The sequence below is a fragment of the Nocardioides albertanoniae genome (assembly GCF_006716315.1).
GTDB classification, from domain to species: Bacteria; Actinomycetota; Actinomycetes; order Propionibacteriales; family Nocardioidaceae; genus Nocardioides; species Nocardioides albertanoniae.
In genome coordinates this window covers 4,499,447-4,521,589 of sequence record NZ_VFOV01000001.1, presented here as the reverse complement: position 1 = coordinate 4,521,589, position 22,143 = coordinate 4,499,447, and the positions used below count along the sequence as shown (strand labels likewise).

Below are 22,143 nucleotides of genomic sequence, written 5' to 3'. Positions count from 1 at the left end.
GATCGTCTGCTTGCTGGTGTTGATCTCGTCGGCGTGCATTAGGTCGGCGTGCATTAGGAGGTCATGGAATGGCGGCGGTCAGAAACCGTGACCGAGACTTGGTCAGGGCGGGTGAAGTCGGTGACCAGGCTGAAGCGGTCGCCTCGCACGATGGTCCGACGCCACTCGATGGGCTGCCCTCGCAGTTCGCCGGTCCGGTCGATCGAGAGTGCCGCGGTGTTATCGGGGATCCCGAGCAGGACTCGCTCTGCCGAGGTCGGCACCACAGCGCGGACCTCTTCTCGGCCACCGGTCAGCCGAAGATTGCACCGACGGTCGAGCGCCTCGTAAAGGGAGGTTTGGGTGAGGTCTGCTTCGAGCAGCGGCGCAGCCAGCCGAGCGGGCAGCCACACGCGGTCCATCGCGAGCGGTTCCTCATCGATAAGGCGAATCCGTTCCAGGTAGATCAGAGGCGTTGATTCCTCGACTCCGAGCCTGGTGGCCACGGTCGCGTCAGCGCGCGCGTCGAGTGTGCGCACGATGCTGTGCTGGCGACGTCCTGACGCTTCGACGGAGGCGAACAGGCTGTACAAGGTGCCTTGGGGCTGAGTGATCTCAGTGTTTGCGACCTTCGGTGTTCGGCCACGGGCGGCATCGACAAGGCCGCTCTCACGCAGCCGACGAAGCGCCTCGCGCACCGTGTGTCGGCTGACCGCGTACTCCTGGACCAGCACCATCTCACCCGGGAACGACTCGTTGAACTCACCTCGACGTAGGCGTCGCTCGACATCGTCCTTGACCTGAGCCCATAGCGGCATCGGGCTTTGGCGGTCAACAGCCCGGGCAGGGCCGGTGGACCGCTGGCCGCCATTTCCCCGCATGTCGCCTCCTGCACAGGAGCTTCGTGATGGTGGGCCCTGCCTTAGGTGGAAGGTCCACGTACCGTCGATGCAAATGTACGTACATCCGTATTCCCTCTGCAAGGGGTCCGCGAACCAGACCCCAGGGGCAGATCATGCGTCGGCCCGATCCTTGCGTTGCCGCTGCAGCGCTTCACGGACCCGTTGGACCTGGTTCGAACCTAGTGCGGCCTCGTCGGCGAGCGCGCCTAGGGCAGCGGTGACACCGACCAAGCTGGCGTAGATCGGAGGGCAGGTCGGGCAGCTGGCGAGGTGCGCTTCTAGCCGTGGGCGTTTCGCGGCCGAGAGTTCGTTGTCGATGTAGGCGCTGACTTGGGAGCGAGCGTCCCAACAGCGCAACGGCAGTTGATCCAGGGGGCGAGACTTCAGCTCTGCCAAGGCGGTGACCAGCATCATCCGTCCGCGACGCAGACGTTGCTTGGCGGCAGCCAGGGAGATGGACTGGATCGAGGCGATCACGGGCACGGTGAGGCCTTCCATGTCGTGGAGCACGACCGCGGACCGGTAGATGAAGGGGAGGGCCAACAATGCGTCGCGCAGCTCGTCGGCTGACTCTGCGCGCTCGATCACAACCGCGGCGTCCACGGTCCAGCTGTCGTCGCGCCAGGCCGCATCGGCCAAGGCTGCGACGTCCTCGCGGGGCGTTTCCCGCTGGCGGCGCCCCTGATCGATGGCGAGGTTGTGGAGGATGCCGCGCAGCCACGCTCCCAGAGGCGCTTCGTGCCGGTAGGTCTCGCGACGTTCAAGAGCACGGGCGAGTGTCTCCTGCGCCAGGTCCTCGGCTCTGTGACGGTCACCGGTGACCGACCAGGCGTAGGCCCCAAGCCGCGGGAGTTCCGCAACCAGCTGGTCGAGGAGGTCTGAACTCAACGGCGAGATTCACCCGCCGCGGTGGGGGCCGAGGGCGAGCGTCCTGCGCGGCCGAGGGTGCGGATCCCGAACGGCAGATACAGCGGACAGGTGCCGACCGCGGAGGTTGCGGCCATGACCGCCGCGAGCGCGTAGAAGATGAGTGACAGTGCACCGAGCGGGCCAAGGATGATCCCCGCGACAACGAGTACCGGCGCGATGACGAACAGGCGGATGGAGCGGTCTGCGCGTCCCATGTTGAGTTTCATCAGTCCTCCAATGGTGGTGGGTTTGTATCGGTAGACGCAGCACGGCTGCTTATCGATACAAACCGCGTGGCCCGAGTGGCCAGCGCGGCCGGACTGTCGGTCTCGAACGAGTCCGATGACCTCAAATGGTCGAGACGGTGCAAACGGCTGAGTCATCGTCCGTCGTTGAGGAGGTCATCGAACCGGCTGTTGGTGGCTCGAGCCGGAGGCCGGCATCTGGTCTCGACGTTGGTCGTCGGCCTTGCTCAGGCGAGGGCGAGGAACAGCTTCTCCATCTTCTTGACGTCCACGTCCTCCAGCCCTTCCTCGCTCTGTTCGAGGCACTGCTGCAGTCCGGTGGCAACGATGGCGTAGCCGGCGCGGGAGAGGGCCTTGTTGACAGCGGCCAACTGGGTCAGCACCGACTCGCAGTCGGAGCCTTCCTCCATCATCCGGATGACGCTGGCGAGGTGTCCGTTCGCGCGCTTCATTCGGGTGATGATCGCTTTGATCTCGGTGGGTTCGAGGTCCATCAGTTGTTCTCCAGGGCGGCCAGGGCCGCAGTCAGGCGCTGCCGTGCGTCGGTCGCGACAGTGCGGAGTGTGTCGCCGGCCTGGCCGGCGATAGACATCATCGCGTCGGGGTCGAAGGCCTCGACGACCGTGGTTGTGTCGTCGAGGGCACGCACGACCACGTTGCAGGGCAGCAGGGCGGCGATGGACGGTTCGGCTTGAAGTGCCTGGTGGGCCAGCTGGGGGCGACACGCGCCCAGGATGACCTGCGGGGCGACATCGACGTCGAGCTTGGCCTTCAGCGTTGCCTTGAGGTCAATCTCGGTGAGGATGCCGAACCCGGCGGCGGCAAGCTCGCCGCGCACCGCCTCGACCGCCTCCTCGTAGGGGTGGTTCACCGTGATCTGGAGCGTGTACTTCGTCATGGGCCGTTCCCTCCCGGGTACCGATCACTGCATGGGTGAGTGGTCTGCACCATCAACTGTACATCCCCCATGGGGGTTCTGTTACGCTCGAATCGTAACCCCCCGGGGGGTTAGATTGAAGTGGCAGCCACGAGCCGATTCGCCCAAGGAGTTCCCTTTCATGCGTGAGACCACCGTCGAGCACCTTGCCTCGGCCCTCGAGCAGGGCGCGACCCTGATCGACGTGCGAGAGCCCGCCGAGTACCGCCGTGGCCACGTCCCCGGCGCGGTCAACATCCCAATGAGTCAGCTGACGACCCGGCTCGGTGAGATCGACCGCAAACGTCCAGTGCACTTGGTGTGCGCCTCGGGCAACCGCAGCCGCGCGATGACCGAGGTTCTGACCGCAGCCGGCTACGACGCGACGAACGTCGCCGGCGGAACCAGCGCCTGGATCCGCTCCGGGCGATCGACCCAGAAGTGAGGCGAACCATGAACGAGCCCTCGAACATCACGAACACTGCATCCGGGAACAACGAGTCCGTCGCCCCTGCTTCGGCGACGGGGGAAGCGCAGCAGCGCCCGGTCACAGGCGTGACCGTACGCACTCTGGAGACCCCCTCCCTGGGCGACCGCACCTACGTCGTGCACGACGGCGAGATCGCCCTCGTCATCGACCCGCAGCGCGACATCGACCGGGTGCTGGAAGTGCTGGAGGCCGACGAGGTCCGGCTGACCCACGTCTTCGAGACCCACATCCACAACGACTACGTCACCGGCGGCCTGGCGCTCGCACGGGCCACCGGCGCGGCGTATCTGGTCAATGGCGAGGACGAGGTCTCCTTCGACCGCACCTCGATCACCGATGGTCAAGCCGTCGAGGTGGGCTCGCGGATGCGGGTCCGGGCGATCGCCACTCCCGGCCACACCTTCACCCACCTCTCCTACGCCCTCTCTCTCGATGGGCCTGACGGGGAGGAGCCGTACGCCGTGTTCACCGGTGGCTCCCTGCTTTACGGCGCCACCGGCAGACCGGACCTGCTCGGTGAGGAGCACACAGGCGAGCTCGTGCGCCACCAGCACGCCTCCGCCCACAAGCTCGCCGCTGAGCTGCCCGACGACGCCGAGGTCTACCCGACCCATGGGTTCGGCTCGTTCTGCTCCGCGACCCAGTCCGACGCCACCGCCTCCACCATCGGACAGGAGAAGCGGTCCAACCCCGTGCTGACTCAGGATGAGGAGACCTACGTCCGCGAGCTGCTGGACGGGCTGGGTGCATGGCCGGCCTACTACGTGCACATGGGCCCCGCCAACGCCGCCGGCCCAGACGCACCGGACCTTTCCCCTATTCGAGAAGCCGATGCGACAGAGCTGCGCCGCCGTATCGAGGCGGGCGAGTGGGTCCTCGACCTTCGCAACCGCAAGGCCTTCGCTGCCGGGCACGCCCCAGGCACGTTCAACTTCGGTCTCGACGGCGCCTTCTCGACCTATCTGGGCTGGCTCATCGAGTGGGGCACCCCGGTGACCCTGCTCGGGGAGACCGCCGAGGACGTCGCCACCGCTCAGCGCGAGCTGGTTCGTATCGGCATCGACCGACCGGCCGCCCACGCCACCGGCGGTCCGCAGAACTGGGCCGATGCAGAGCTCGGCAGCTTCCCCACTGCCACCTTCGCCGACCTGGCGCAGGTGCGCCATCACCGCGAGGTGGTCGTGCTCGACGTGCGCCGCACCGATGAGCACGAGGGAACCGCGATCGCCGGGGCCCTCAACATCCCGATCCACGAGGTGCCCTACCGCCTCGAGGAGATACCGGCCGGTGAGGTGTGGGTGCACTGTGCCAGCGGCTACCGCTCCTCGATCGCTGCCTCCTTCATCGCTGCCGCAGACCGCACCCCGGTCGCGATTCACGACTCATTCGAGAACGCAGAAAAGGTCGGCCTGCACATGGTCACCCCCGGGGAAGACCCCGACGGGTCCCACGCCTGAGATGACCCTGCTCCTCGCCGCAGCCGCCGGTGCGCTCATCGGGCTCTCCTTGGGGGCGCTCGGAGGTGGCGGATCGATCCTGGCCGTACCGGTGCTGATCTACCTGCTCGACCAGTCACCCGCCCAGGCGACCACTGGATCGCTGGTCGTGGTCGGCCTCACCTCCCTGATCGGGGCCGCCGCTGCCCACCGGGAAGGCAACGTGCTGCTCGGCCGCGGGTTCGTCTTCGGGCTGGTCGCCACCGGCGGAGCGGTGCTGGGAGCGGCGGCATCTTCCCGCGTCCCTGAGGATCTCTTGCTGGCCGCCTTCGCTGCCCTGATGCTGCTGGTCGGTGTGATCCTGGCGTGGCGTCAGATACGTCACGGTCAGGACAGTCAGAGCAGCCAGGACAGTCAGGACAGTGCCGCGGGGCATGCCGCCCGCCCCGCCCTAGATGACCCGATCATCACGTTCAGCCCGACCTTCGCCTGCCAGTGCCCCCGGGCGCTGAAGGTACTGGGCACCGCCACGATCGTCGGCGCCCTGACCGGGTTCCTCGGCGTCGGCGGCGGCTTCTTGGTCGTCCCAGCACTCCTGTTGGCGCTCGCGCTTCCCATCGAGTACGCCGCAGGCACCTCGCTGGTCGTCATCACCATCACCAGCGCCGCCGCCCTCGCCGTCCGATCCGGTTCCGGTGTCCAGCCGGACTGGACGGCCGTCATCGTCTTGACCGCGGTCTCCGCGGCGGCAGCCGTGGCCGGAGCACGACTGGCCGACCGGGTCGACACCGGCCGGCTCCAGGCGGCATTCACCGTCCTGGTCCTCGGCGTCGCCATCTACACCGCGACCCAGGCGCTGCCCGCGCTCGCCTGAACCCGGCCCCACGCATTCAAGTCCGCGTATCCCAAGTCTCACGTATCCAAGCTTGTCCATCACACACGGAACGGAACCTGCATGAGCACCACCACGGCCTCCAGCCCCACGGCCGGGCCCTCAACCCCGCCACCTACCACCGCCGGCCCCTTGGGACGTCTGGGGATCTGGGTCACCGAACACGCCAAACTCGTCACCGTGGTCTGGCTGTTGACCATCGTCGGCCTCGGCGCCTTCGCCCCTCAGGTCGAGCACAACCTCTCCGGTGCCGGCTGGCAGGCCAACGGCTCAGAGTCTGTGCAGGCTCGCGAACTCGCACGAGAACACTTCGGCGGCAACGCCTCATCCGCCATCCAGGTCGTAGTCCGCTCCACCGACGGACCGGTCACCGAAGGTGAGGGCCAGCAGGTCCTCGCCGAGGTCACCGACATCCTCGAGGCCGAACCGCGCATCGCCGACGTCCTCGCACCCACGCCGGGAGCCACCCTCTCCCAGGACGGCTCCACCGCGATCGTTCTGGCCGGCGCAGGCGCCGACACCAACGAGATGGTCCGCGTCGCCACCGACCTCAAGGCCGAACTTCAAAACCTCTCCACCGACACCGTCGAGGTCAACCCAACTGGGTCCTCGCTGCTATGGAGCGACTTCAACGAGGCCAACCTCGACGCCATGCTGAAGTCGGAGTTCATGTCCTGGCCGGTCACCCTGGCCATCTTGGTACTCGCCTTCGGCGCCCTCGTGGCCGCCGGACTCCCACTGATCCTCACCCTGGCCGGCCTTGTCGCCTCGGCCGGTTCCCTGGTGCTGATCAACGAGCTCGTGCCCGTCTCCATCTGGGCCATGAACTTCGCAATGATGTTCGCGCTCGCCCTGGGCATCGACTACGCCCTCTTCTTGGTCGTGCGCTACCGCGCCGCCCGCGCCGTACGCCGCGAGGCTAACCGCGCCGCCGGCCGCCCCGACACCCGCGAAGACCGACAGTGGGCTATCGCCCAGACCATGGACACCGCAGGCAAGGCCGTGCTGCTCTCCGGCCTCACCGTCCTCGTCTCGCTGTCCGCGGTCATGCTGGTGCCCTCGCCCTCCTTCCGCTCCATGGCCGGCGGCATCATGCTCTCGGTGGTCTTCGTCCTAGCCGCCACCCTCACCCTGCTGCCGCTGGTGCTGTTCGGCCTCGACGACCGAATCAACAAGCTCGCACTGCCCTGGTCCCGCGCTGGTGAGCACCGTTCCTCGGCATTCGCCGCCTGGGGCGAGCGACTCTGGAAGCGCCCCGTTGCCTGGGGCCTCCTCGCCACGGTCATCCTGCTCGCCCTCGCCGCCCCGATCCTCGGCCTGAAGACCGCCATGCCCTCCATCAAGGTGCTGCCCGAGGACGCTTCTGCCCGAGTCGGCTACAGCCAGGTCCAAGACGCCTTCGGCACCGGCGCCCCCGGTACTTTGCAGATCATCACCGACGACACCGACGCCTCGGCCGCCAGCGCAGCACTCAAGGACGACCCCGGCATCGCCGCTGCCATGCCTCCGATGCCGGCTGCCGACGACAGTGGACTGGTGCTGATCCAGGCCGTTCCCTCCGTGGACCCCTCCGACCCCGCACTCAGCGACACCGTCGACCGGCTCCGCGCAGACCTCCCCGACTCCGCCGTCCTCGGGGGCGCCCCCGTGGAGAACCTCGATCTCAAGGCGCAGCTCGACGAGTCCACCCCGCTGGTCATCGGCGTCGTGCTCGTCCTCGGCTTCATGCTGCTCCTCATCGCACTGCAGGCCCCGCTCATCTCCCTACTCGGCACCCTCGCCAGCCTGCTCTCCACCGCGGCGGCGTTCGGTGTCGCCCGGCTGATCTTCCAGGAGGGACACGGCGCCGACCTGCTCGGCTTCGAACCACAGGGCTTCCTCGACGCCTGGGCGCCGGTGTTCTTCTTCGCCATGATCTTCGCCATCGCGATGGACTACACCGTGTTCCTGCTCGCCTCGGCCAAGGAGCACTACGAGCGCTCCGGGGACCCCAAGCACGCCATGATCGGCTCACTTGCCCACTCCGGCCGGGTCATCTTCGCCGCCGGCGCGGTCATGGTCGCGGTCTTCTTCACCTTCGCCCTCTCCGGCCCCATCCCGCCCAAAGAAATGGGCGTCGTCCTCGGCCTCGCCGTCCTCCTCGACGCCTTCCTCGTCCGGCTCGTCCTCCTACCGGTCATGCTTCGCCTTACCGGCAAGGCCGCCTGGTACACCCCCGCCTCGCTGCGGAAGATCCTGCCTAACATCACCTTCGCCCATGACTGACCGCGGATCCGTGGGCAGGAACCCGATCGAAGGATCCGATTGTCATATACCGACAGTCAGGCGGGCGTCTCCCGGTACCTTCCGCCCGCTGGTCACCGCCGCGGTGCCCTCGTGCGCTCCCCGCTCATAGCCCGCGTGGTGCAACGCGCCGAGTGCGGGCGAGGGTCTTCTCATCCAGCCTGGCCATGCCACAGGGGCATTGGCTAGCGTTGTGGATCGCCTCAGATAGCGGAGCTCGGGCGTGCCTGAGCGAAGTGCTCGGCGTCGACTGTAACGAACACAGCCGTCGATGTGGCGGCGGTTCGCCCGTCGAGTGCGGTCACCTTGGCGTTCACGAACAGCTTACGGCCCTCGCGCCGATCTACCCGGGCCTCGAGTCGGTATGTCGTCCCGATCAGGACCGGCGCGAGGTATTCGACCACCAGTTGGCGAGTGACAGCTGGTTCTCCGACCAGGTAGAGCAGGAAGCCGTAGAGGTCGTCAAGGACGGTGGCGACCGCGCCGCCGTGCGCGATGCCGGGTGCGCCCACGTGGCGATCGTCGAAGATGTGGGTGGCCACCACGAGATCGCCTTCGCGATGCACGCTTAAGTGATGGCCATGAGGGTTGTCAACGCCGCAGCCCAGGCATTGCTCGTGGTGGGCCGGCAGGTGCGCGCCATCTGGATGGGGGCCGATTCTTTGCTGCAACGCAGTCATGAGTGCTTGAAGGTCAGCCACGGGTGCTGCCGTTCAGAAGGCGTGCCCAGGCGGTGAGCAGTTCTGCTTGCCGATCGGGATGTGGCGTCAACAGCCGTGCGACACCCCGTCCGAGGACAAGGTCCAAGGTCAAGCGCACTTCGATCGGGTCGTCGCTGATATAGGTGCGACAGATCTCAGCGAGCTCCGCGTTGACACGCTCCTCGGCTGGGACCAGCTCCTTACGCAAGCCGGGGTCTGAGCGCGCGGCCACCCAGAGCTCGAGACTGGCCGCGTACAACGGTCCGGACAGGGCCTCAGCTAGCAAACCCAACGCCGCTTCGCGTTCCTGGGTGACCGTCGTCAACTTCTGGAGTTGGGCCCCTTGTGGTGCGATCCGAGACATCTCCGTCCGCACCCTGCGCATGCGTTCTTGCGCTAAGTGCTCGACGGCGGCTACCACGAGTTGGTCACGGGTTCCGAAGTGGTGCAGTTGGGCCCCGCGGGACAGCCCGGCTCGCTCCGCCACGGCGACACTGGTGGTGCCGGCATATCCCAGGTCGGCAAGGCAGGCGATGGTCGCGTCCAACAGCGCGCGTCGGGTGGTGGCCGAGCGTTCGGCTTGTTTTCGCGGTCGTCGCGTAGCTACCTTCATGCCCGAAGCGTACATGCATGCATGAACGTATGTACTAGGCCGAGCTGGCTTTTCTGATCTGTGTTCCCTTAAGCCCAGGGTTCCGGATCTGGCGGGCAGGCCACCAGTTGTGGTCCTCAAGCAGGGCGGCACAGGCGGGAACGATGAGGCTGCGGACTACGAAGGTATCGAGCAGCAGTCCGGCTGCGACGGCGAAACCAGTCTCGACAAGCGTGACCACGGGAGAGGTGAGCAGCGCGATGAAGGTGCTCGCAAAGATGATTCCTGCGGATGTGATCACCGGGCCGGTCAGGGTCACTGCTTCGGCAACGGCGCCTCGAGTCAGGGTGGTGCCGTTCTCGCGCATTCGGCTCATGAGCAGGATGTTGTAGTCGGCGCCAACGGCGACGAGCAGCACGAACGTGATCACTGGGACGGCAAACTGGATGTCGTGGCCAAGGATGCCTTGGAAGACCAGTGTTGTCAGGCCAAGGGCCGCGGCGCAGGATAGCGCTACAGAGGCGAGCAGGTATAGCGGCGCGGCCAGGGAGCGCAGGGCGATGATGAGGAGGAGCAGGACGATCAGAAGCACCGCCGCGAGCACGAGTTTCGCGTCTTCGTACAGATAGCGGTTCAGGTCGGCGCCGAGTCCAGCGGCCCCGGTGCCGCTGACGGTTGCGCCTTCGAGACGTGTCCGATTCAACGCGTTTTCAGCGGCTGCCTGGGATTCTTCGAAGCGGCGCAGCCCATCCGGGCTAAGAGGATCTGAGTCACCGGTTACCTGGATGCGGGCAACGCGGCCATCGGGGCTCAGGAATACGCTGCGGGCGTAGGCGAAGCGCTGGTCGTCTAGGGCGCTCGCGGGCAGGTAGAAGCCACCAGCCTCTGGTGTGTCGGCCTGACGGTTGACCGTGCGCAGGTAGGACTCAGAGGTCTCCAGGTTCTGGGCGAGTTCCTTGGTCTGGCGGATGAGGTCCTTGATCCCCGGCGCAAAGGCCTCGGCGTTCTCAGCGATCTGGGAGGTGCCGTCCGCCATCTGCCCTAGACGCGCGCGCAGAAGGCGCTGTCCTTCGGTGATCCGGTCGGCACCCCGCTCGGCCTGGCTCAACCCGGAGGCGAGATCGTTGAGGCCATCGGCGAGGCTTCCTTGTTTGCGGGCGATCAAGTTCGCTCCGTTGGCTGCCTCCTGCAGTCCTGGGAGGAGTTCATCCTTCATGCCGCGGTGGATGTCGGCAAGTCCTTCCCTGGACCTGCGGCAGATCGGGTCTGTGGTGCACAGCAGGTCGCGGTCGAGTGCCTGGACGATCAGGCCGATGCTACTCACGACCACGGTGACTTGGTCGTGAGCGGTTTGGATGCCTGTGGCCAAGGCGGCAGCGCCGGTCTGCAACTGGCGGGCGCCGTGCGCTGCGTCACGCGTGCCCTCGGTAGCGCGGCCGAGACCGTTGGCGAGATCGCTGGTTCCGTTCGCAAGTCGGTCGGCGCCGCCTTGGGCGCGGCCGGCGCCGTCGGCCACCCGGCTGATCGCGTCGGCTAGCTGGGCGCTGCCCGAGGAGAGGCGTTCGAGATCGGGCTGACCCTCCTCCAAGCCATCGCTGGCCCGACCCAGCCCGGTGGCGAGGCGCTTGAGCTGTCGCGCGATCGACGCTGGTTCTAGTGGCTCACCTGCCGGCTGGGTGATGCTCCGGACGCTGGAAACACCATCGACCTTGGCCACGGCTCGGCTGACCTCGTTGAGGACTGCCAGATCCTTCGAATTGCGCATGTCATGTGTGGACTCCAGCAGCAGGTAGTCCGGGAGGGTCTCGTTGCGAGGGAAGTGGTCCTCCAGCACCGCCAACCCCTTGTTGCTCGGCGTGTCGGGCGGCTGGGAGTTCCGCTGGTCGTAGGAGATCACCATCGTCGGAAGGAACGCGGCAAGCACAACCAACACGGCGGTACCGGCAACAAGCACCCGGACCGGTCGGCGCGCCACGAGGCGGCCGACGCGTGACCACGCCGACGTCGGTGCTGGCGTGCGCGCCGGCCCGATCCTGGGGCCGAACCAGACCATCAGCGCGGGCGTGAAGGTCAGACTCACCGCAACGGTGACCGCGACGCAGATCGCCATCGGCGGTCCGGTGGTGGAGAAGATGGCCAGCTTGGTGAATCCCAGACATATCGCGGCGAGGATGACCGTTCCGGCGGACGCCACCAACGCCGGTCCTACTCTGGTGGCTGCCTCCTCGACGGCCGGCAGCGCGTCGACTCCGCGCCCGTATGCCTCGCGGAATCTGCTGATCAAGAACACGCAGTAGTCAGTGCCAGCGCCGAGCACGATGGCGGTTACGAACGCGTCGGTGTAGGTCGACAGCGACATTCCTTGCATCCCGGCCCATGCCAGCACTCCCCGCGCGCACGCCAGTGCCACCCCGATCGATACCAGGGAAACCAGTACAGTGGTGACGCGGCGGTAGATGATCAACAAGATGATGACCAGCAGCAGCCCGGAGACCACCGTGATCCGTACCGAGGCCTCGTTCACCTCGGTGGTCAGGTCGGTGATCATCGCTGGGTCCCCGGTCACATACGCGCTGCTGCCACGGGGCAAAGACAGGTCGGCGACCCGTTCTCGCAGCCAGTGGATGTCCTGTTCGGAGTCCGGCGATCCGATGCCACTGGTCAGCCCGGCCACCAGGTAGGCCGCCTGGCCGTCCTTGCTGACCAAGTGTCGCCGCGCGTCCTTGTTGCCGACGAAGTGCTGCACTTCGGAGACCCGCTCCTGGTTCGCACCCAGGGTGCGAACCAGGTCGCGATACGCAAGCGTGTCAGCCGCGCTCAGGCCGTTCTCGTTGCGGAACACGATGTAGGCAAATGACTCGGTGCGCCCCGAGCCGAACGCCTCGTCCATGTCGTGCAACGCGGTCAACGTCGGCGCGTCCTCGGGCAGAAAGGCCGCACTGCTGCGCTCGACCACCGACGGCAGCGACGGCAGGCCGAGAGTGACCGCTGCAGCCGCGACCAACCAGCCGACGACGACCAGACGCGGGAAACGGATTCCCGCCGTGCACAAACGGGCCAGACGACCCGGCGCCCCAGCATCCACGGATGCCTCCATGACTTGTATCTTGAGTTTGTACTCGCAGTACAACATAGGCTGAGGCTGCTGTCGATACCCTCCGAATACGCAGTGTCACTCGTCCGGAAAGGTGTGTGGAGATGCGGCAACTGCCTGCCTCCATCGCAAGCAAGCTCTACGGAGCCGCGGAACTGATCGCCGAGCGCGGAGTCGCCGAGGCCAAGATGGACGAAATCGCGGCTGCCTCCGGCATCCCTCGCGCAACCCTCTATTACTACTTCACCGGTAAGGATGAGATCCTCGCCTTCCTCCTCACCGACATGCTCGAGGCAATTGCTGGCGAGGTAGCGGCAGCTGTTGGGGCCACCGGAAGCGCCCGCGTCCGCCTCGAAGCTGCGGTCCAAGCCCAGATCGCCGTGATGCTCGACCAGCCCGCCGCATGTCGGGCGCTCGTTGGTGACCTCGGCCGAGCCACCAGACTTCCTGCGCTCGCTCACGCCCTCCAAGAAGCATTCCGCCGTCCCATCGAACAACTCCTTGCCGAAGGCGCCGCCGACGGATCGCTACACGTGCAGCCCCACCCAGAAGAGGCATCCCTGGCGATCTTTGGGGCCATCACAGTCGCCGGTCTGTATCACGCAGTTGAAGACAGCCGCCCCTCTGCAGAACAGGTTGCGAAACGAGTTCTCGGCGTTCTGATGCAAGGGCTTGGCGGCCAAAAGGAACCACGCACCACTGATTGCCCTGCTAGCGCGACTGACGCTCAGGCCTGATGGTGAGATGGCCTCTGAGTGCATGCCCGGGGGTAGCGCGATCACGACCTCGTTCCTCGGCTCCCTGCCGCCCCCACCGCTCAGTCTGACCCGACCTGGGACTAGTTGATGTGCCCGCTGAGAGGACACCCCAAGATTGGGTCGCTCGCCGAGGTCTCAATGCCTGTGCTGCCATGCAGGAGCCCACCTAGACCACCTGGCTCTGCGGAACCGGCGGACTGCGGCTGCATCAGGTCTGGTGATTCAGTGCGGAACCGTCACCACCTCAGGCATTCTTGTCGGAAGTGGCTTGGAGACTGGCCAGTCCATCGCTTGAAGGCATGTGAGAAGTTGGTCAGGTCGCTGAAACCGAGTTCAACAGCTATCTCGCTGACCGACAAGGATCGGTCGAGCAGCTTTAGCGAGGCCCGCTCCAGCAACGACGATTCGAGTATCTCTCGGAACGTGGTGCCCTCGTTGAGGAGACGTCGCTTGAGAGTGCTGGTCGAGATTGACAGTTCGTTTGCGACCGACTGACAGGTTTTTAGTCCGGGGCCCTCTTCTATCGACAGTCTTACCTTGGTCGCGTATGACGCCGGTCCGATCCGGTGCTCAAGGGATTTCGACAGATCGGCGATCGCGTGTCGGTATGCAACGGGGTCGGAGAACCGGCAGACCTCGTTCAGGACCTCCGTGGGCACATACAGGAACGTCATGGGCGCGTTGAAAACCAGGTGTCTTCCCAGCGCGTCCTCATGCTGGGTCGTGGAGGCGGGCGCCGGCCAACTGGTGTGCAGCCTGACGGTTGACACGTCGCCAGCGAGCATTCGGATCAACCGCAGGAGCGCGGAACCACAGTAGGTGACGACCAGGCAGTCCAGGTCCGGATCGCCCGTCTGACCTGTGAGCCCGACCGCAAGGCCGTCGTCATTCGGATGGAACCGCGTACTGACGGCCGTCGTAATCAAGGGAAGATACGTGAGCAGTTCCATGACCTCAGCGACCGAGCCCGCACTGATCAAGGGAAGACTCAATGGGCCGAATGAGGTCAGCTGGGCCTGATCTGCGAACGCATGGCCGAGGTGGGTCGCTTGATCGGCGTCCAGGTTGGGGTACACCTCCCGGAACCATCGAGCCGGTGCCTGGCCGCCGAGTTGCAGCAGGGTCGTCTCGTCGGCTCCCTCGCGAACCATGATGGCGCGGAACCGTGCGGCTGCCTCTGCGTCGAGAGTTTGGCTCTCGAGCAGCTGTGCGAAAGCCGTGTAGGGCACGCCCGCGTCGCTGCCGTTCAAAGACACTCCTTGAGCCGAAATCACAACTTTCTGACTCGTGTGACCATAGCCACAGGGCGCATCCGCGACAAGAGTTTGTCCAAGGCTTTGCGGCCCACAACAGCACCAGGAGAGTTGATCATGACAGTGGTTAGGTTTGTGTCACACGACGGGAAGACGCACGCGGTGCCCGTTGAGGAAGGGCAGTCGTTGATGCAGGTCGCGACGAACAACGCGGTGCCTGGCATCGACGGTGACTGCGGTGGAGAAGCTGCGTGCGGGACCTGTCACGTCATCGTTGATCCGCAGTGGTCCGAATGTGTCGGGCCGCCCGGCGCCGATGAGGAGGAGATGCTCGCGATGAACCCTGAGCGTGAACCGACCTCCCGGCTGTCTTGCCAGATGGTGGTCTCCGACGTGTGGGACGGGCTGAGCGTCCGGCTTCCCGAATTTCAGATGTGACGACGAGAACGGGTTGAAATGATGAAGATTCCTGAGGCAATCACGGCCAAAGTTCAATCCTCCATCCCGATGGAGCGCCAGATTCAGGGCGCGCATCTCTACGACAAGACCATGAGATGGGTGAGAGGTGCGAACGGCGACAGGATGTTCGTAGAACGTCCTATCCCGCCGGTCGACGAGGTGGAGCTCGCGGACATCGACGTCAGCAATCCCTTCCTGTATCGGCAGGGTCGATGGCAATCCTACTTCGAGCGCCTGCGCAACGAGGCCCCGATCCATTATCAGCCCAACAGCCCGTTCGGCCCGTTCTGGTCGGTCACTCGTCACGCCGACATCATCGCCGTTGACAAGAACCATGAAGTCTTCTCGGCCGAACCTTTGATCGTCATCGGTGTTCCACCTCGATTCCTCGACATCGAGATGTTCATCGCGATGGATCCTCCGCGTCACGACCTGCAGCGACAGGCGGTCCAAGGCGTTGTCGCGCCGAAGAACCTGCGCGAGATGGAGGGCCTCATCAGGACACGTGTCCGCGAGGTGCTGGACGATCTTCCTGTGGGTGAGCCCTTCAACTGGGTGCAGCGAGTATCAATCGAGCTGACGGGCCGCATGCTCGCCACCTTGCTGGACTTCCCGTACGAGCAGCGTCAAAAGCTCACCTACTGGTCAGACCTTGCGTCGTCGATGGAGCAGGCCAACGGTGGCCCCTCGGACAACGACGAAGTCTTCCATGGAATGCGCGACATGGCGCGAGGTCTCAGCGCGCTCTGGCATGACAAGGCGGCCAGGACTGCTGCCGGGGAGGAACCCGGCTTCGATCTGATCACCATGCTGCAGAGTGACGACAACACCAAGGATCTGATCGACCGCCCCATGGAGTTCCTCGGGAACCTGGTGCTGTTGATCGTCGGCGGCAACGACACCACCCGGAACTCGATGAGTGGCGGGGTTCTAGCGCTCAACCAGTTCCCGGACCAGTTCGAGAAGCTAAAGGCCAACCCCGACCTGATCCCCAACATGGTGTCGGAGATCATCCGCTGGCAGACGCCGCTCGCCTACATGCGCAGGGTCGCGAAGACCGATACCATCCTGAACGGCCAGTTCATCCGCAAGGGCGACAAAGTCGTCATGTGGTACGCGTCTGGTAATCGCGACGAGACGGTGTTCGATCGGCCAGATGAGCTGATCATCGACCGGCCAAACGCACGCAACCATATCGCCTTCGGATTCGGTGTCCACCGTTGCATGGGCAACCGGCTGGCCGAGTTGCAACTGCGCATTCTCTGGGAGGAGCTGCTCCCGCGCTTCGAGAACATCGAAGTCGTGGGTGAGCCGGAATACGTGCAGTCCAACTTCGTGCGGGGTATCAGCAAATTGATGGTCCGACTGACCCCAAAAAGCAGCGCATGACCGCACTGAGAACGGTGATTGTCGGAGCAAGCCATGCCGGCGCGCAACTCGCGGCCAGCCTGCGCCAGGAAGGCTGGGACGGCGAGATTGTCCTGGTGGGCGATGAGTCGCCAGTGCCCTATCAACGCCCACCACTGTCGAAGGCCTATCTGGCTGGGAAGAGCGCCTTCGAAGAGCTGGAAATTCGCAGTGCGGAGTTCTACGACAAGCGGAAGATTAGCCTTCTCGATGCGAGGGTCGAGGCGATCGACCGCTCTGCTGGCCACCTGACGCTGAGCAGCGGCCAGTCGCTGGCCTACGACCATCTCGCGTTGTGCACCGGCGCGCGTCCGCGACGGTTGCTCGTCCCAGGTGCCCATCTTTCCGGTGTTTGCTACCTGCGCACCGCCATGGACGTGGACCTGATCCGAGCAGCCGCCCAACCAGGAAGCGTGGCCGTGATCGTTGGCGGGGGGTACATAGGGCTCGAGGTGGCAGCCTCGCTGCGCGCCTTGGGGCTGGACGTCACCGTGCTCGAGGCGACCGAGCGTGTTCTCGAAAGAGTCACCGCTCCCGAGGTCTCAGCGTTCTTCCAACGGGTCCACCAAGAGGAGGGTGTGAGCATTCGAACCGGAGCCCTCGTCGAGGCCTTCACCGGTGAAACCAAGGTCCGCGAAGTGCTCCTGTCCAATGGCGAGGCCGTCCCTGCAGACCTCGTGATCGTTGGCATCGGTGTCGAGCCGAACACCGAGCTCGCCGCATCAGCCGGCTTGGAGGTCGACAACGGTATTGTGATTGACGACCGTGCTCGGACAAGTGACCGGAACATCGTTGCGGCCGGTGACTGCACGAGTCGATACATGGCCTCCTACGGCGGTCGGGTCCGCCTGGAATGCGTTCCAAGCGCGGGGGAGCAGGCCAAAGTGGCCGCAGCGACGATCTCTGGAAAGTCCAAGGAGATCGCTGCTCTTCCATGGTTCTGGTCGGATCAGTACGACGTCAAGCTCCAGATCGCTGGGCTCAACACCGGGTTCGACGAAGTCGTCCTCAGCGGTGACCCGAAACTGGACCGTGACTTCACCTGCTTCTACCTTCGTCAAGGCGAGCTAATCGCTGCGGATTGTGTCAACCGTCCCCGTGACTTCGTCGTCAGCAAGCGGCTTCTGACGCAGGCGTCTCGGGGCGTTGGGCGAGCCGAGCTGACTTCGGCTGTGAGTGACGCGGGTGCGTAATGCCGTGCGATCCGGGCTCGTCGCGAGCCGGGCGTGCTGGAGCGGAGGGCTCCGGGCCAACCGCGAATCCCATGGCAACGAAGAGTGGACCTATCGTCGAGAGGACATTCAATGACGACCTGCCTATCGCGTTCGGGCAGACAGAGCCCTGCGCGCGGTCCGAGACCAGTTGCCAGTCCGCGACCTCGCACCAGTTCGGGCAGGCTCCGGTCTCAAGTCGGTTCAGGAAACTGTCAGGCTCCCGTCTCTTGGCCACGTCATGGACTGCTCCCGATTCGGACCAGTCTCACCCGGGCCAAGAACAAGCGATGGGACAACGCCTCGCTACCGGTTCTCGCGGACGAGTATCCGATGACCTTGGAGCGAGGATGAGCTGCAGTCCGGCGTCGTTCCTTGAGGCGACTGAGTTCCTCGACATCGAGCACGAAGACATCCGCGCCTTCACCGAGGCCACCGTTGGTGACGCGTCCGGCGACAGGGAAAAGGCGAGGCGCCTCTTCGCTGCCGTCCGGGACCAAGTCTGGTACGACCCCTACACCGTTTCGGCCGACCCCGCCAACTACCGCGCGAGTTTCGTCCTCCAAGCGGGCCGTGCCTATTGCGTCCCGAAAGCGGTCCTCTTGACCGCAGTGTGCCGTGCAGCGGGAATTCCAGCGCGGTTGGGGTTCGCTGATGTGCGCAACCATCTGCAGACCGAATCACTGCGAAAGCTCATGGGCGGCACCGACCTGTTCGTCTATCACGGATACAGCAGTCTCCACATCGACGGGAGATGGCTCAAGGCCACCCCGGCATTCAACGTCGAACTATGCGCTCGTTTCGGCGTTCCACCTGTGGAATTCGACGGCGAGCACGACGCGCTCATGCACGCTTTCACTGGGGACGGAACCCAGCACATGGAGTACGTCCGCGAGCGCGGCGTCTATGACGACCTTCCCCTGGCCGCGATCCTGACCGAGCTTCGGAACACCTATGGATCGATGGTCGAGGCCTCGCCGCAGGCGATCGACGACGCCTTCACCGCAAAGCCCGCCAGCCAGGTCAAACCCGGTGGATCCTCACGCCGGTCCACTTCGCCTCAGGAGGATCAATGACCACCACAACGACCTCAAATAGCGCACTCGAGGTGCGCAACCCGTCCGACGGTCAGCTGGTGGGAACCGTGTCCGTTGACGACCGTGACGCTGTGAACCGCCGCGCCACGCAGCTCCGGCTGGCCCAACGTGCATGGGCCGAGGCTGGTCCGCGGCAGCGCTCCAAGTGGCTGCGCCTCTGGCGCGACTGGATCCTCACGCACTCCGATGAGCTCACCGACCTGCTGCAGGCCGAGACAGGCAAGGTTCGTCCGGACGCGCTCGTAGAGACGACCGCCTCGTGCGAGTTCATCACCTACTACGCCGACCATGCCGAGGAGTTCCTCGCCGACGAACGGGTCAAGACCGCGGGTCTACTCAGCCTGCCGAAACGACTGTCCAAGACCTACCAGCCCTACCCACTCGTCGGTCTGATCACCCCGTGGAACTTCCCGATCACCCTGTTCCTCATGGACGCAGCCCCCGCACTGGCTGCCGGTTGCGCGGTACTGGCGAAGCCCTCAGAAGAGACACCGCTGACCTGCGCGCGGGTCATCGACGGCTGGCGCGAGATCGGCGCGCCACCCGTTCTCGCACATGTCACAGGAGCCGGCGACACTGGTGCCGCAGTGGTGGATGCCGCCGACTTCGTCCAGTTCACGGGCTCGACAGCGACAGGGCGCCAGGTCGCCCTCCGCTGTGCTGAGCAGTTGAAACCGGTGAGTCTGGAGCTGGGCGGCAAGGATCCGGCGATCGTGCTGGAGGACGCCGATCTCGCTCGAGCGGTCGAGGGCGTCGCCTGGGGTGGCCTTTTCAACGCAGGGCAAGTCTGCATCTCCGTCGAACGCGTGTATGTCGTTGCTGCGGTCTACGAGGAATTCGTGGCCCGCCTGACACAGCGCGTGCAGTCCCTGACCCAGGGGGCGGATGCCGGCAACGATGTTGGTGCGATGGTCACCGCGAGACAAGTTGACATCGCGGATCGCCACGTCAGCGAGGCGGTGGCCGCGGGAGCGAAGGTAGTGGCCGGCGGCAAGCGGGGTGCGGCCGGGAACTACTACACGCCAACGGTCCTTGTCGACGTGGATCACACGATGTCCTGCATGACCGAGGAGACCTTCGGACCCACGATCCCGGTGATGTGCGTCGCCGACGAAGAAGAGGCCATCCGACTGGCCAACGACTCGACGTACGGATTGTCGGCGACCGTGTGGACTCGTGATCGTGCTCGCGCCCGCCGTGTTGCACGGCGCCTGGAGGTCGGCGCGGTCAACATCAACGATGTCTTCAGCAACCTCTTCGCGATGACGTTGCCTCACAGTGGCTGGAAGGCCTCCGGGATGGGCGCCCGGCTCGGAGGAGCCGACGGGCTGCACAAGTACTGCCGCGTCCGCGCGGTCACCGAGCCACGACTTCCAGTCCGGGCAAGAGAGCTCACGTGGTACCCGTACTCCGCCTGGCGTACGGCCATCGCCGCGAAGATGCTGCGCGCAGCAGCCGGACGCGGCCTGAGTCAACGCCTCGGCCAGAACAAGGAGCACCGCAGATGACGCACGCCACTTCCTTCCCCGCCAAGACGATCGCGATCACTGGAGGAGCCCGTGGCATCGGCTACCAGACGGCGAAGGAACTGACCGAACGCGGCCACCGCGTTGCCATCGGCGACATCGACGAGGCCCGTATCAAGAAAGCGGCGGACGAGCTCGGTATCTCTGTTGTGGGCCATCTCGACGTCACCCACCCCGACTCGTTCCGGGCGTTCCTCGACATGGTCGAGGAACAGCTTGGCCCCCTCGATGTGCTGGTCAACAACGCGGGCATCATGCCCACCGGACACGCTCACGAGGAGGACGACGCCGTCACCCGGCGACAGGTGGAGATCAACCTCCTCGGAGTGATCTTCGGGACCAAGCTCGCCCTCCAGCGGATGCTGCCGCGGCGGGCCGGACACATCATCAACACCGCATCGCTGGCCGGGGAACTGCCCGTGCCTGGCCTGGCTACCTACTGCGCCACCAAGTTCGCAGTCATCGGATTCACCGAGGCAGCACGGCAGGAGTACCGCAAGTCCGGGATCCAACTGTCCACCGTGCGACCGACATTCACCAACACCGAGCTCGTCGCCGGCACGGCCGGAGCCAAGGGGCTGCGCAACGCCGAACCCGAAGAGATTGCTCGCGCGACAGCCGAGCTGATCGAGCATCCCCGTCCCTTCGTACGGGTCACTCGCCTCGCCGGCGGCATGGTCGCAGCGATGAAGTTCGTGCCCGGACGGGTGGCGTCCGCGCTCGGCTCTGTCCTGGGCACGGACTCGGTCTTCCTCGACGACGTCGACATGGTCGCCCGCCAGACGTACCTCGACCGCATTCGGAACAACTGACCCCCAACTCCAGAACCATTCGGCACGAAGAGCACAAAGAGAAGGACGCCACATGCCCGTCAATGCCTTCATCCAGGACTACCCCCATCGACTGGGGGGACACTGCGGCTCCGGTGCGATGCGCGATCTGCTGCACTGGCACGGTCTGGGATGGGATGGACCGCCCAATGAGGGCCTGGTCTTCACGCTCGGCGGCGCTCTAGGGCTCTCGTTCCTCCGGTCGAGCGAACTCTTCCCCCCGCTGTACCTGGTGGGGCGAGGTGCTGACTTCGAAATCGATCTACCGACGCGACTGGGCGGTGTCGTGCAGGTCCTTACCACCGACGATCCCGCCGAGGGATGGTCGTGGGTCCGTAACGAACTCGACGCCGGTCGACCCAGCCTGATTTGGGGAGACATCGCCGAACTTCCGTACCTCCGTGTCCAGCTGCAGATGAGCCGTCACGACATCGTCGTCATCGGCTACGACGAAGACGAACAACTCGCCTACGTCGTGGACAACGACCGCGCCGAGGTGCAGAAGGTGCCTTTGGACGCCTTGGCCCGGGCACGGTCCTCAACGGCATTCCCACAACCCACGCGTCACTGCACGTACCGCATCACCTGGCCGCCGTCCCTGCCCGCCATCGAGGAAGCCGCCGCGGGCGCGTTCATCCAGTGTGCCGGCAACATGCGCGATCCGTCACAACACAGCATTGCCGGCCCCGCCACAGCCGCGGTCGGTGCCGAAGGCCTGAAGGCGGTTGCTCTGTTCGCTGACGACATCGCGACCTGGGCGGAACTTCCCGACGACGAACTCGGACTCTTGTTGTTCAGCCTGGGTGCCTTCATCGAGAAGGCAGGCACCGGCGGCGGGCTCTTTCGGCGACTGCTCGCAGATGGCTGCGCAGAAGTCGCACGTCTGACCGGCGACCAGGCGACCGCTGAGGCTGCGACCGAAGCTGCCCGTTGCGCACAGGGCTGGACAGAAGCCGCCCGCGCTGCGGTCAAGCGCGACACCCACCCACGTTCGCGGATTGACGACGTGGTCCTGATAGCCAGCCGGCTACCGGAGTTGGAGTTGCGTCTCGTCGAGTCCCTGGAGTCTGCCGCAACCTCCTTGGCGGCGGCAGATGGCTGATCATCGCCATTGACGTTCGAAGGTCGGCTATCTCGGAACAACTGTCCGTGCGGATCCACAC

Annotated in this window: 20 protein-coding genes and 1 pseudogene; 12 read left to right on the top strand and 9 right to left on the bottom strand. The window is 65.3% G+C overall.

Annotated features, from left to right (window positions below; translation table 11 throughout):
• Positions 1 to 53 precede the first annotated feature (53 nt).
• The 5 genes from FB381_RS21645 to FB381_RS21625 all read right to left on the bottom strand — a co-directional run bounded on the left by FB381_RS21645 (position 54) and on the right by FB381_RS21625 (position 2,933).
• The gene (locus FB381_RS21645; protein ID WP_246088255.1) at positions 54 to 860 is read right to left on the bottom strand and encodes a GntR family transcriptional regulator; all 807 of its coding nucleotides are present in this window, start codon (positions 858 to 860) and stop codon (positions 54 to 56) included.
• A gap of 132 nt (positions 861 to 992) precedes the next feature.
• Positions 993 to 1,769 (bottom strand): sigma-70 family RNA polymerase sigma factor, encoded by a 777-nt coding sequence (locus FB381_RS21640; protein ID WP_008362735.1) that lies wholly within the window; start codon positions 1,767 to 1,769, stop codon positions 993 to 995.
• Positions 1,766 to 2,017: a YgaP family membrane protein gene (locus FB381_RS21635; protein ID WP_008362733.1), complete on the bottom strand. Its 252-nt coding sequence runs from the start codon at positions 2,015 to 2,017 to the stop codon at positions 1,766 to 1,768. Before FB381_RS21635 ends, FB381_RS21640 begins: the two co-directional genes overlap by 4 nt.
• A 245-nt stretch (positions 2,018 to 2,262) precedes the next feature.
• The gene (locus tag FB381_RS21630; protein ID WP_008362732.1) at positions 2,263 to 2,529 is read right to left on the bottom strand and encodes a metal-sensitive transcriptional regulator; all 267 of its coding nucleotides are present in this window, start codon (positions 2,527 to 2,529) and stop codon (positions 2,263 to 2,265) included.
• Entirely contained in the window at positions 2,529 to 2,933 is a 405-nt protein-coding gene (locus tag FB381_RS21625) for a DUF302 domain-containing protein (RefSeq protein WP_008362729.1), read from the bottom strand. Before FB381_RS21625 ends, FB381_RS21630 begins: the two co-directional genes overlap by 1 nt.
• Positions 2,934 to 3,093: 160 nt before the next feature.
• Here FB381_RS21625 and FB381_RS21620 point away from each other — a divergent pair, with 160 nt between their 5' ends.
• The 4 genes from FB381_RS21620 (at position 3,094) to FB381_RS21605 (ending at position 8,034) form a co-directional block, all read left to right on the top strand.
• Complete coding sequence (locus tag FB381_RS21620; RefSeq protein WP_008362726.1) at positions 3,094 to 3,396, top strand: rhodanese-like domain-containing protein; 303 nt, start codon at positions 3,094 to 3,096, stop codon at positions 3,394 to 3,396.
• A gap of 110 nt (positions 3,397 to 3,506) precedes the next feature.
• Entirely contained in the window at positions 3,507 to 4,898 is a 1,392-nt protein-coding gene (locus FB381_RS21615) for an MBL fold metallo-hydrolase (protein ID WP_050800994.1), read from the top strand.
• 1 nt (position 4,899) lies between these two features.
• Complete coding sequence (locus FB381_RS21610; protein ID WP_008362724.1) at positions 4,900 to 5,751, top strand: sulfite exporter TauE/SafE family protein; 852 nt, start codon at positions 4,900 to 4,902, stop codon at positions 5,749 to 5,751.
• Positions 5,752 to 5,832: 81 nt separating this feature from the next.
• Positions 5,833 to 8,034, top strand: coding sequence for an MMPL family transporter (locus FB381_RS21605; RefSeq protein ID WP_008362723.1), 2,202 nt, complete (start codon positions 5,833 to 5,835; stop codon positions 8,032 to 8,034).
• 221 nt (positions 8,035 to 8,255) lie between these two features.
• Here FB381_RS21605 and FB381_RS21600 read toward each other — a convergent pair whose 3' ends face one another.
• The 3 genes from FB381_RS21600 to FB381_RS21590 are packed head-to-tail and all read right to left on the bottom strand — an operon-like array spanning position 8,256 to position 12,442.
• A complete protein-coding gene (locus FB381_RS21600) occupies positions 8,256 to 8,732 on the bottom strand; it encodes a PaaI family thioesterase (RefSeq protein ID WP_008362722.1) in 477 nt (158 codons plus the stop codon).
• A 13-nt stretch (positions 8,733 to 8,745) separates the two neighbouring features.
• Positions 8,746 to 9,366, bottom strand: a complete 621-nt coding sequence (locus tag FB381_RS21595) for a TetR/AcrR family transcriptional regulator (protein ID WP_170225267.1) — start codon at positions 9,364 to 9,366, stop codon at positions 8,746 to 8,748.
• 34 nt (positions 9,367 to 9,400) lie between these two features.
• Positions 9,401 to 12,442 (bottom strand): MMPL family transporter, encoded by a 3,042-nt coding sequence (locus FB381_RS21590; RefSeq protein ID WP_141782166.1) that lies wholly within the window; start codon positions 12,440 to 12,442, stop codon positions 9,401 to 9,403.
• 101 nt (positions 12,443 to 12,543) lie between these two features.
• Between FB381_RS21590 and FB381_RS21585 the strand changes: the two genes are divergently transcribed.
• Complete coding sequence (locus tag FB381_RS21585) at positions 12,544 to 13,176, top strand: TetR/AcrR family transcriptional regulator (RefSeq protein WP_008362719.1); 633 nt, start codon at positions 12,544 to 12,546, stop codon at positions 13,174 to 13,176.
• Positions 13,177 to 13,433: 257 nt separating this feature from the next.
• Here the strand turns inward: FB381_RS21585 and FB381_RS21580 are convergent, their stop codons facing one another.
• Positions 13,434 to 14,453: a helix-turn-helix domain-containing protein gene (locus FB381_RS21580; protein WP_378878377.1), complete on the bottom strand. Its 1,020-nt coding sequence runs from the start codon at positions 14,451 to 14,453 to the stop codon at positions 13,434 to 13,436.
• Positions 14,454 to 14,567: 114 nt separating this feature from the next.
• On the opposite strand from FB381_RS21580, the gene FB381_RS21575 reads away from it, so the two are divergent.
• From FB381_RS21575 to FB381_RS21545, 7 genes and pseudogenes are all read left to right on the top strand, one after another.
• Positions 14,568 to 14,888, top strand: a complete 321-nt coding sequence (locus FB381_RS21575) for a 2Fe-2S iron-sulfur cluster-binding protein (RefSeq protein WP_040756907.1) — start codon at positions 14,568 to 14,570, stop codon at positions 14,886 to 14,888.
• 21 nt (positions 14,889 to 14,909) lie between these two features.
• Positions 14,910 to 16,283, top strand: a pseudogene (locus tag FB381_RS21570) (cytochrome P450); the annotation flags it as partial.
• An 11-nt stretch (positions 16,284 to 16,294) separates the two neighbouring features.
• Positions 16,295 to 17,509 (top strand): NAD(P)/FAD-dependent oxidoreductase, encoded by a 1,215-nt coding sequence (locus FB381_RS21565; protein WP_040756905.1) that lies wholly within the window; start codon positions 16,295 to 16,297, stop codon positions 17,507 to 17,509.
• Positions 17,510 to 17,877: 368 nt separating this feature from the next.
• The gene (locus FB381_RS21560) at positions 17,878 to 18,603 is read left to right on the top strand and encodes a transglutaminase-like domain-containing protein (protein WP_008362709.1); all 726 of its coding nucleotides are present in this window, start codon (positions 17,878 to 17,880) and stop codon (positions 18,601 to 18,603) included.
• On the top strand, positions 18,600 to 20,132 hold the full coding sequence (locus tag FB381_RS21555; RefSeq protein WP_008362707.1) for an aldehyde dehydrogenase family protein: 1,533 nt from the start codon (positions 18,600 to 18,602) through the stop codon (positions 20,130 to 20,132). Before FB381_RS21560 ends, FB381_RS21555 begins: the two co-directional genes overlap by 4 nt.
• Positions 20,129 to 20,962 carry an SDR family oxidoreductase gene (locus FB381_RS21550; protein WP_008362705.1) on the top strand — a complete coding sequence of 278 codons (834 nt, stop codon included), beginning with the start codon at positions 20,129 to 20,131 and terminating at the stop codon, positions 20,960 to 20,962. Before FB381_RS21555 ends, FB381_RS21550 begins: the two co-directional genes overlap by 4 nt.
• 52 nt (positions 20,963 to 21,014) lie before the next feature.
• Positions 21,015 to 22,082: a BtrH N-terminal domain-containing protein gene (locus FB381_RS21545; protein ID WP_008362703.1), complete on the top strand. Its 1,068-nt coding sequence runs from the start codon at positions 21,015 to 21,017 to the stop codon at positions 22,080 to 22,082.
• Positions 22,083 to 22,143: the final 61 nt, after the last annotated feature.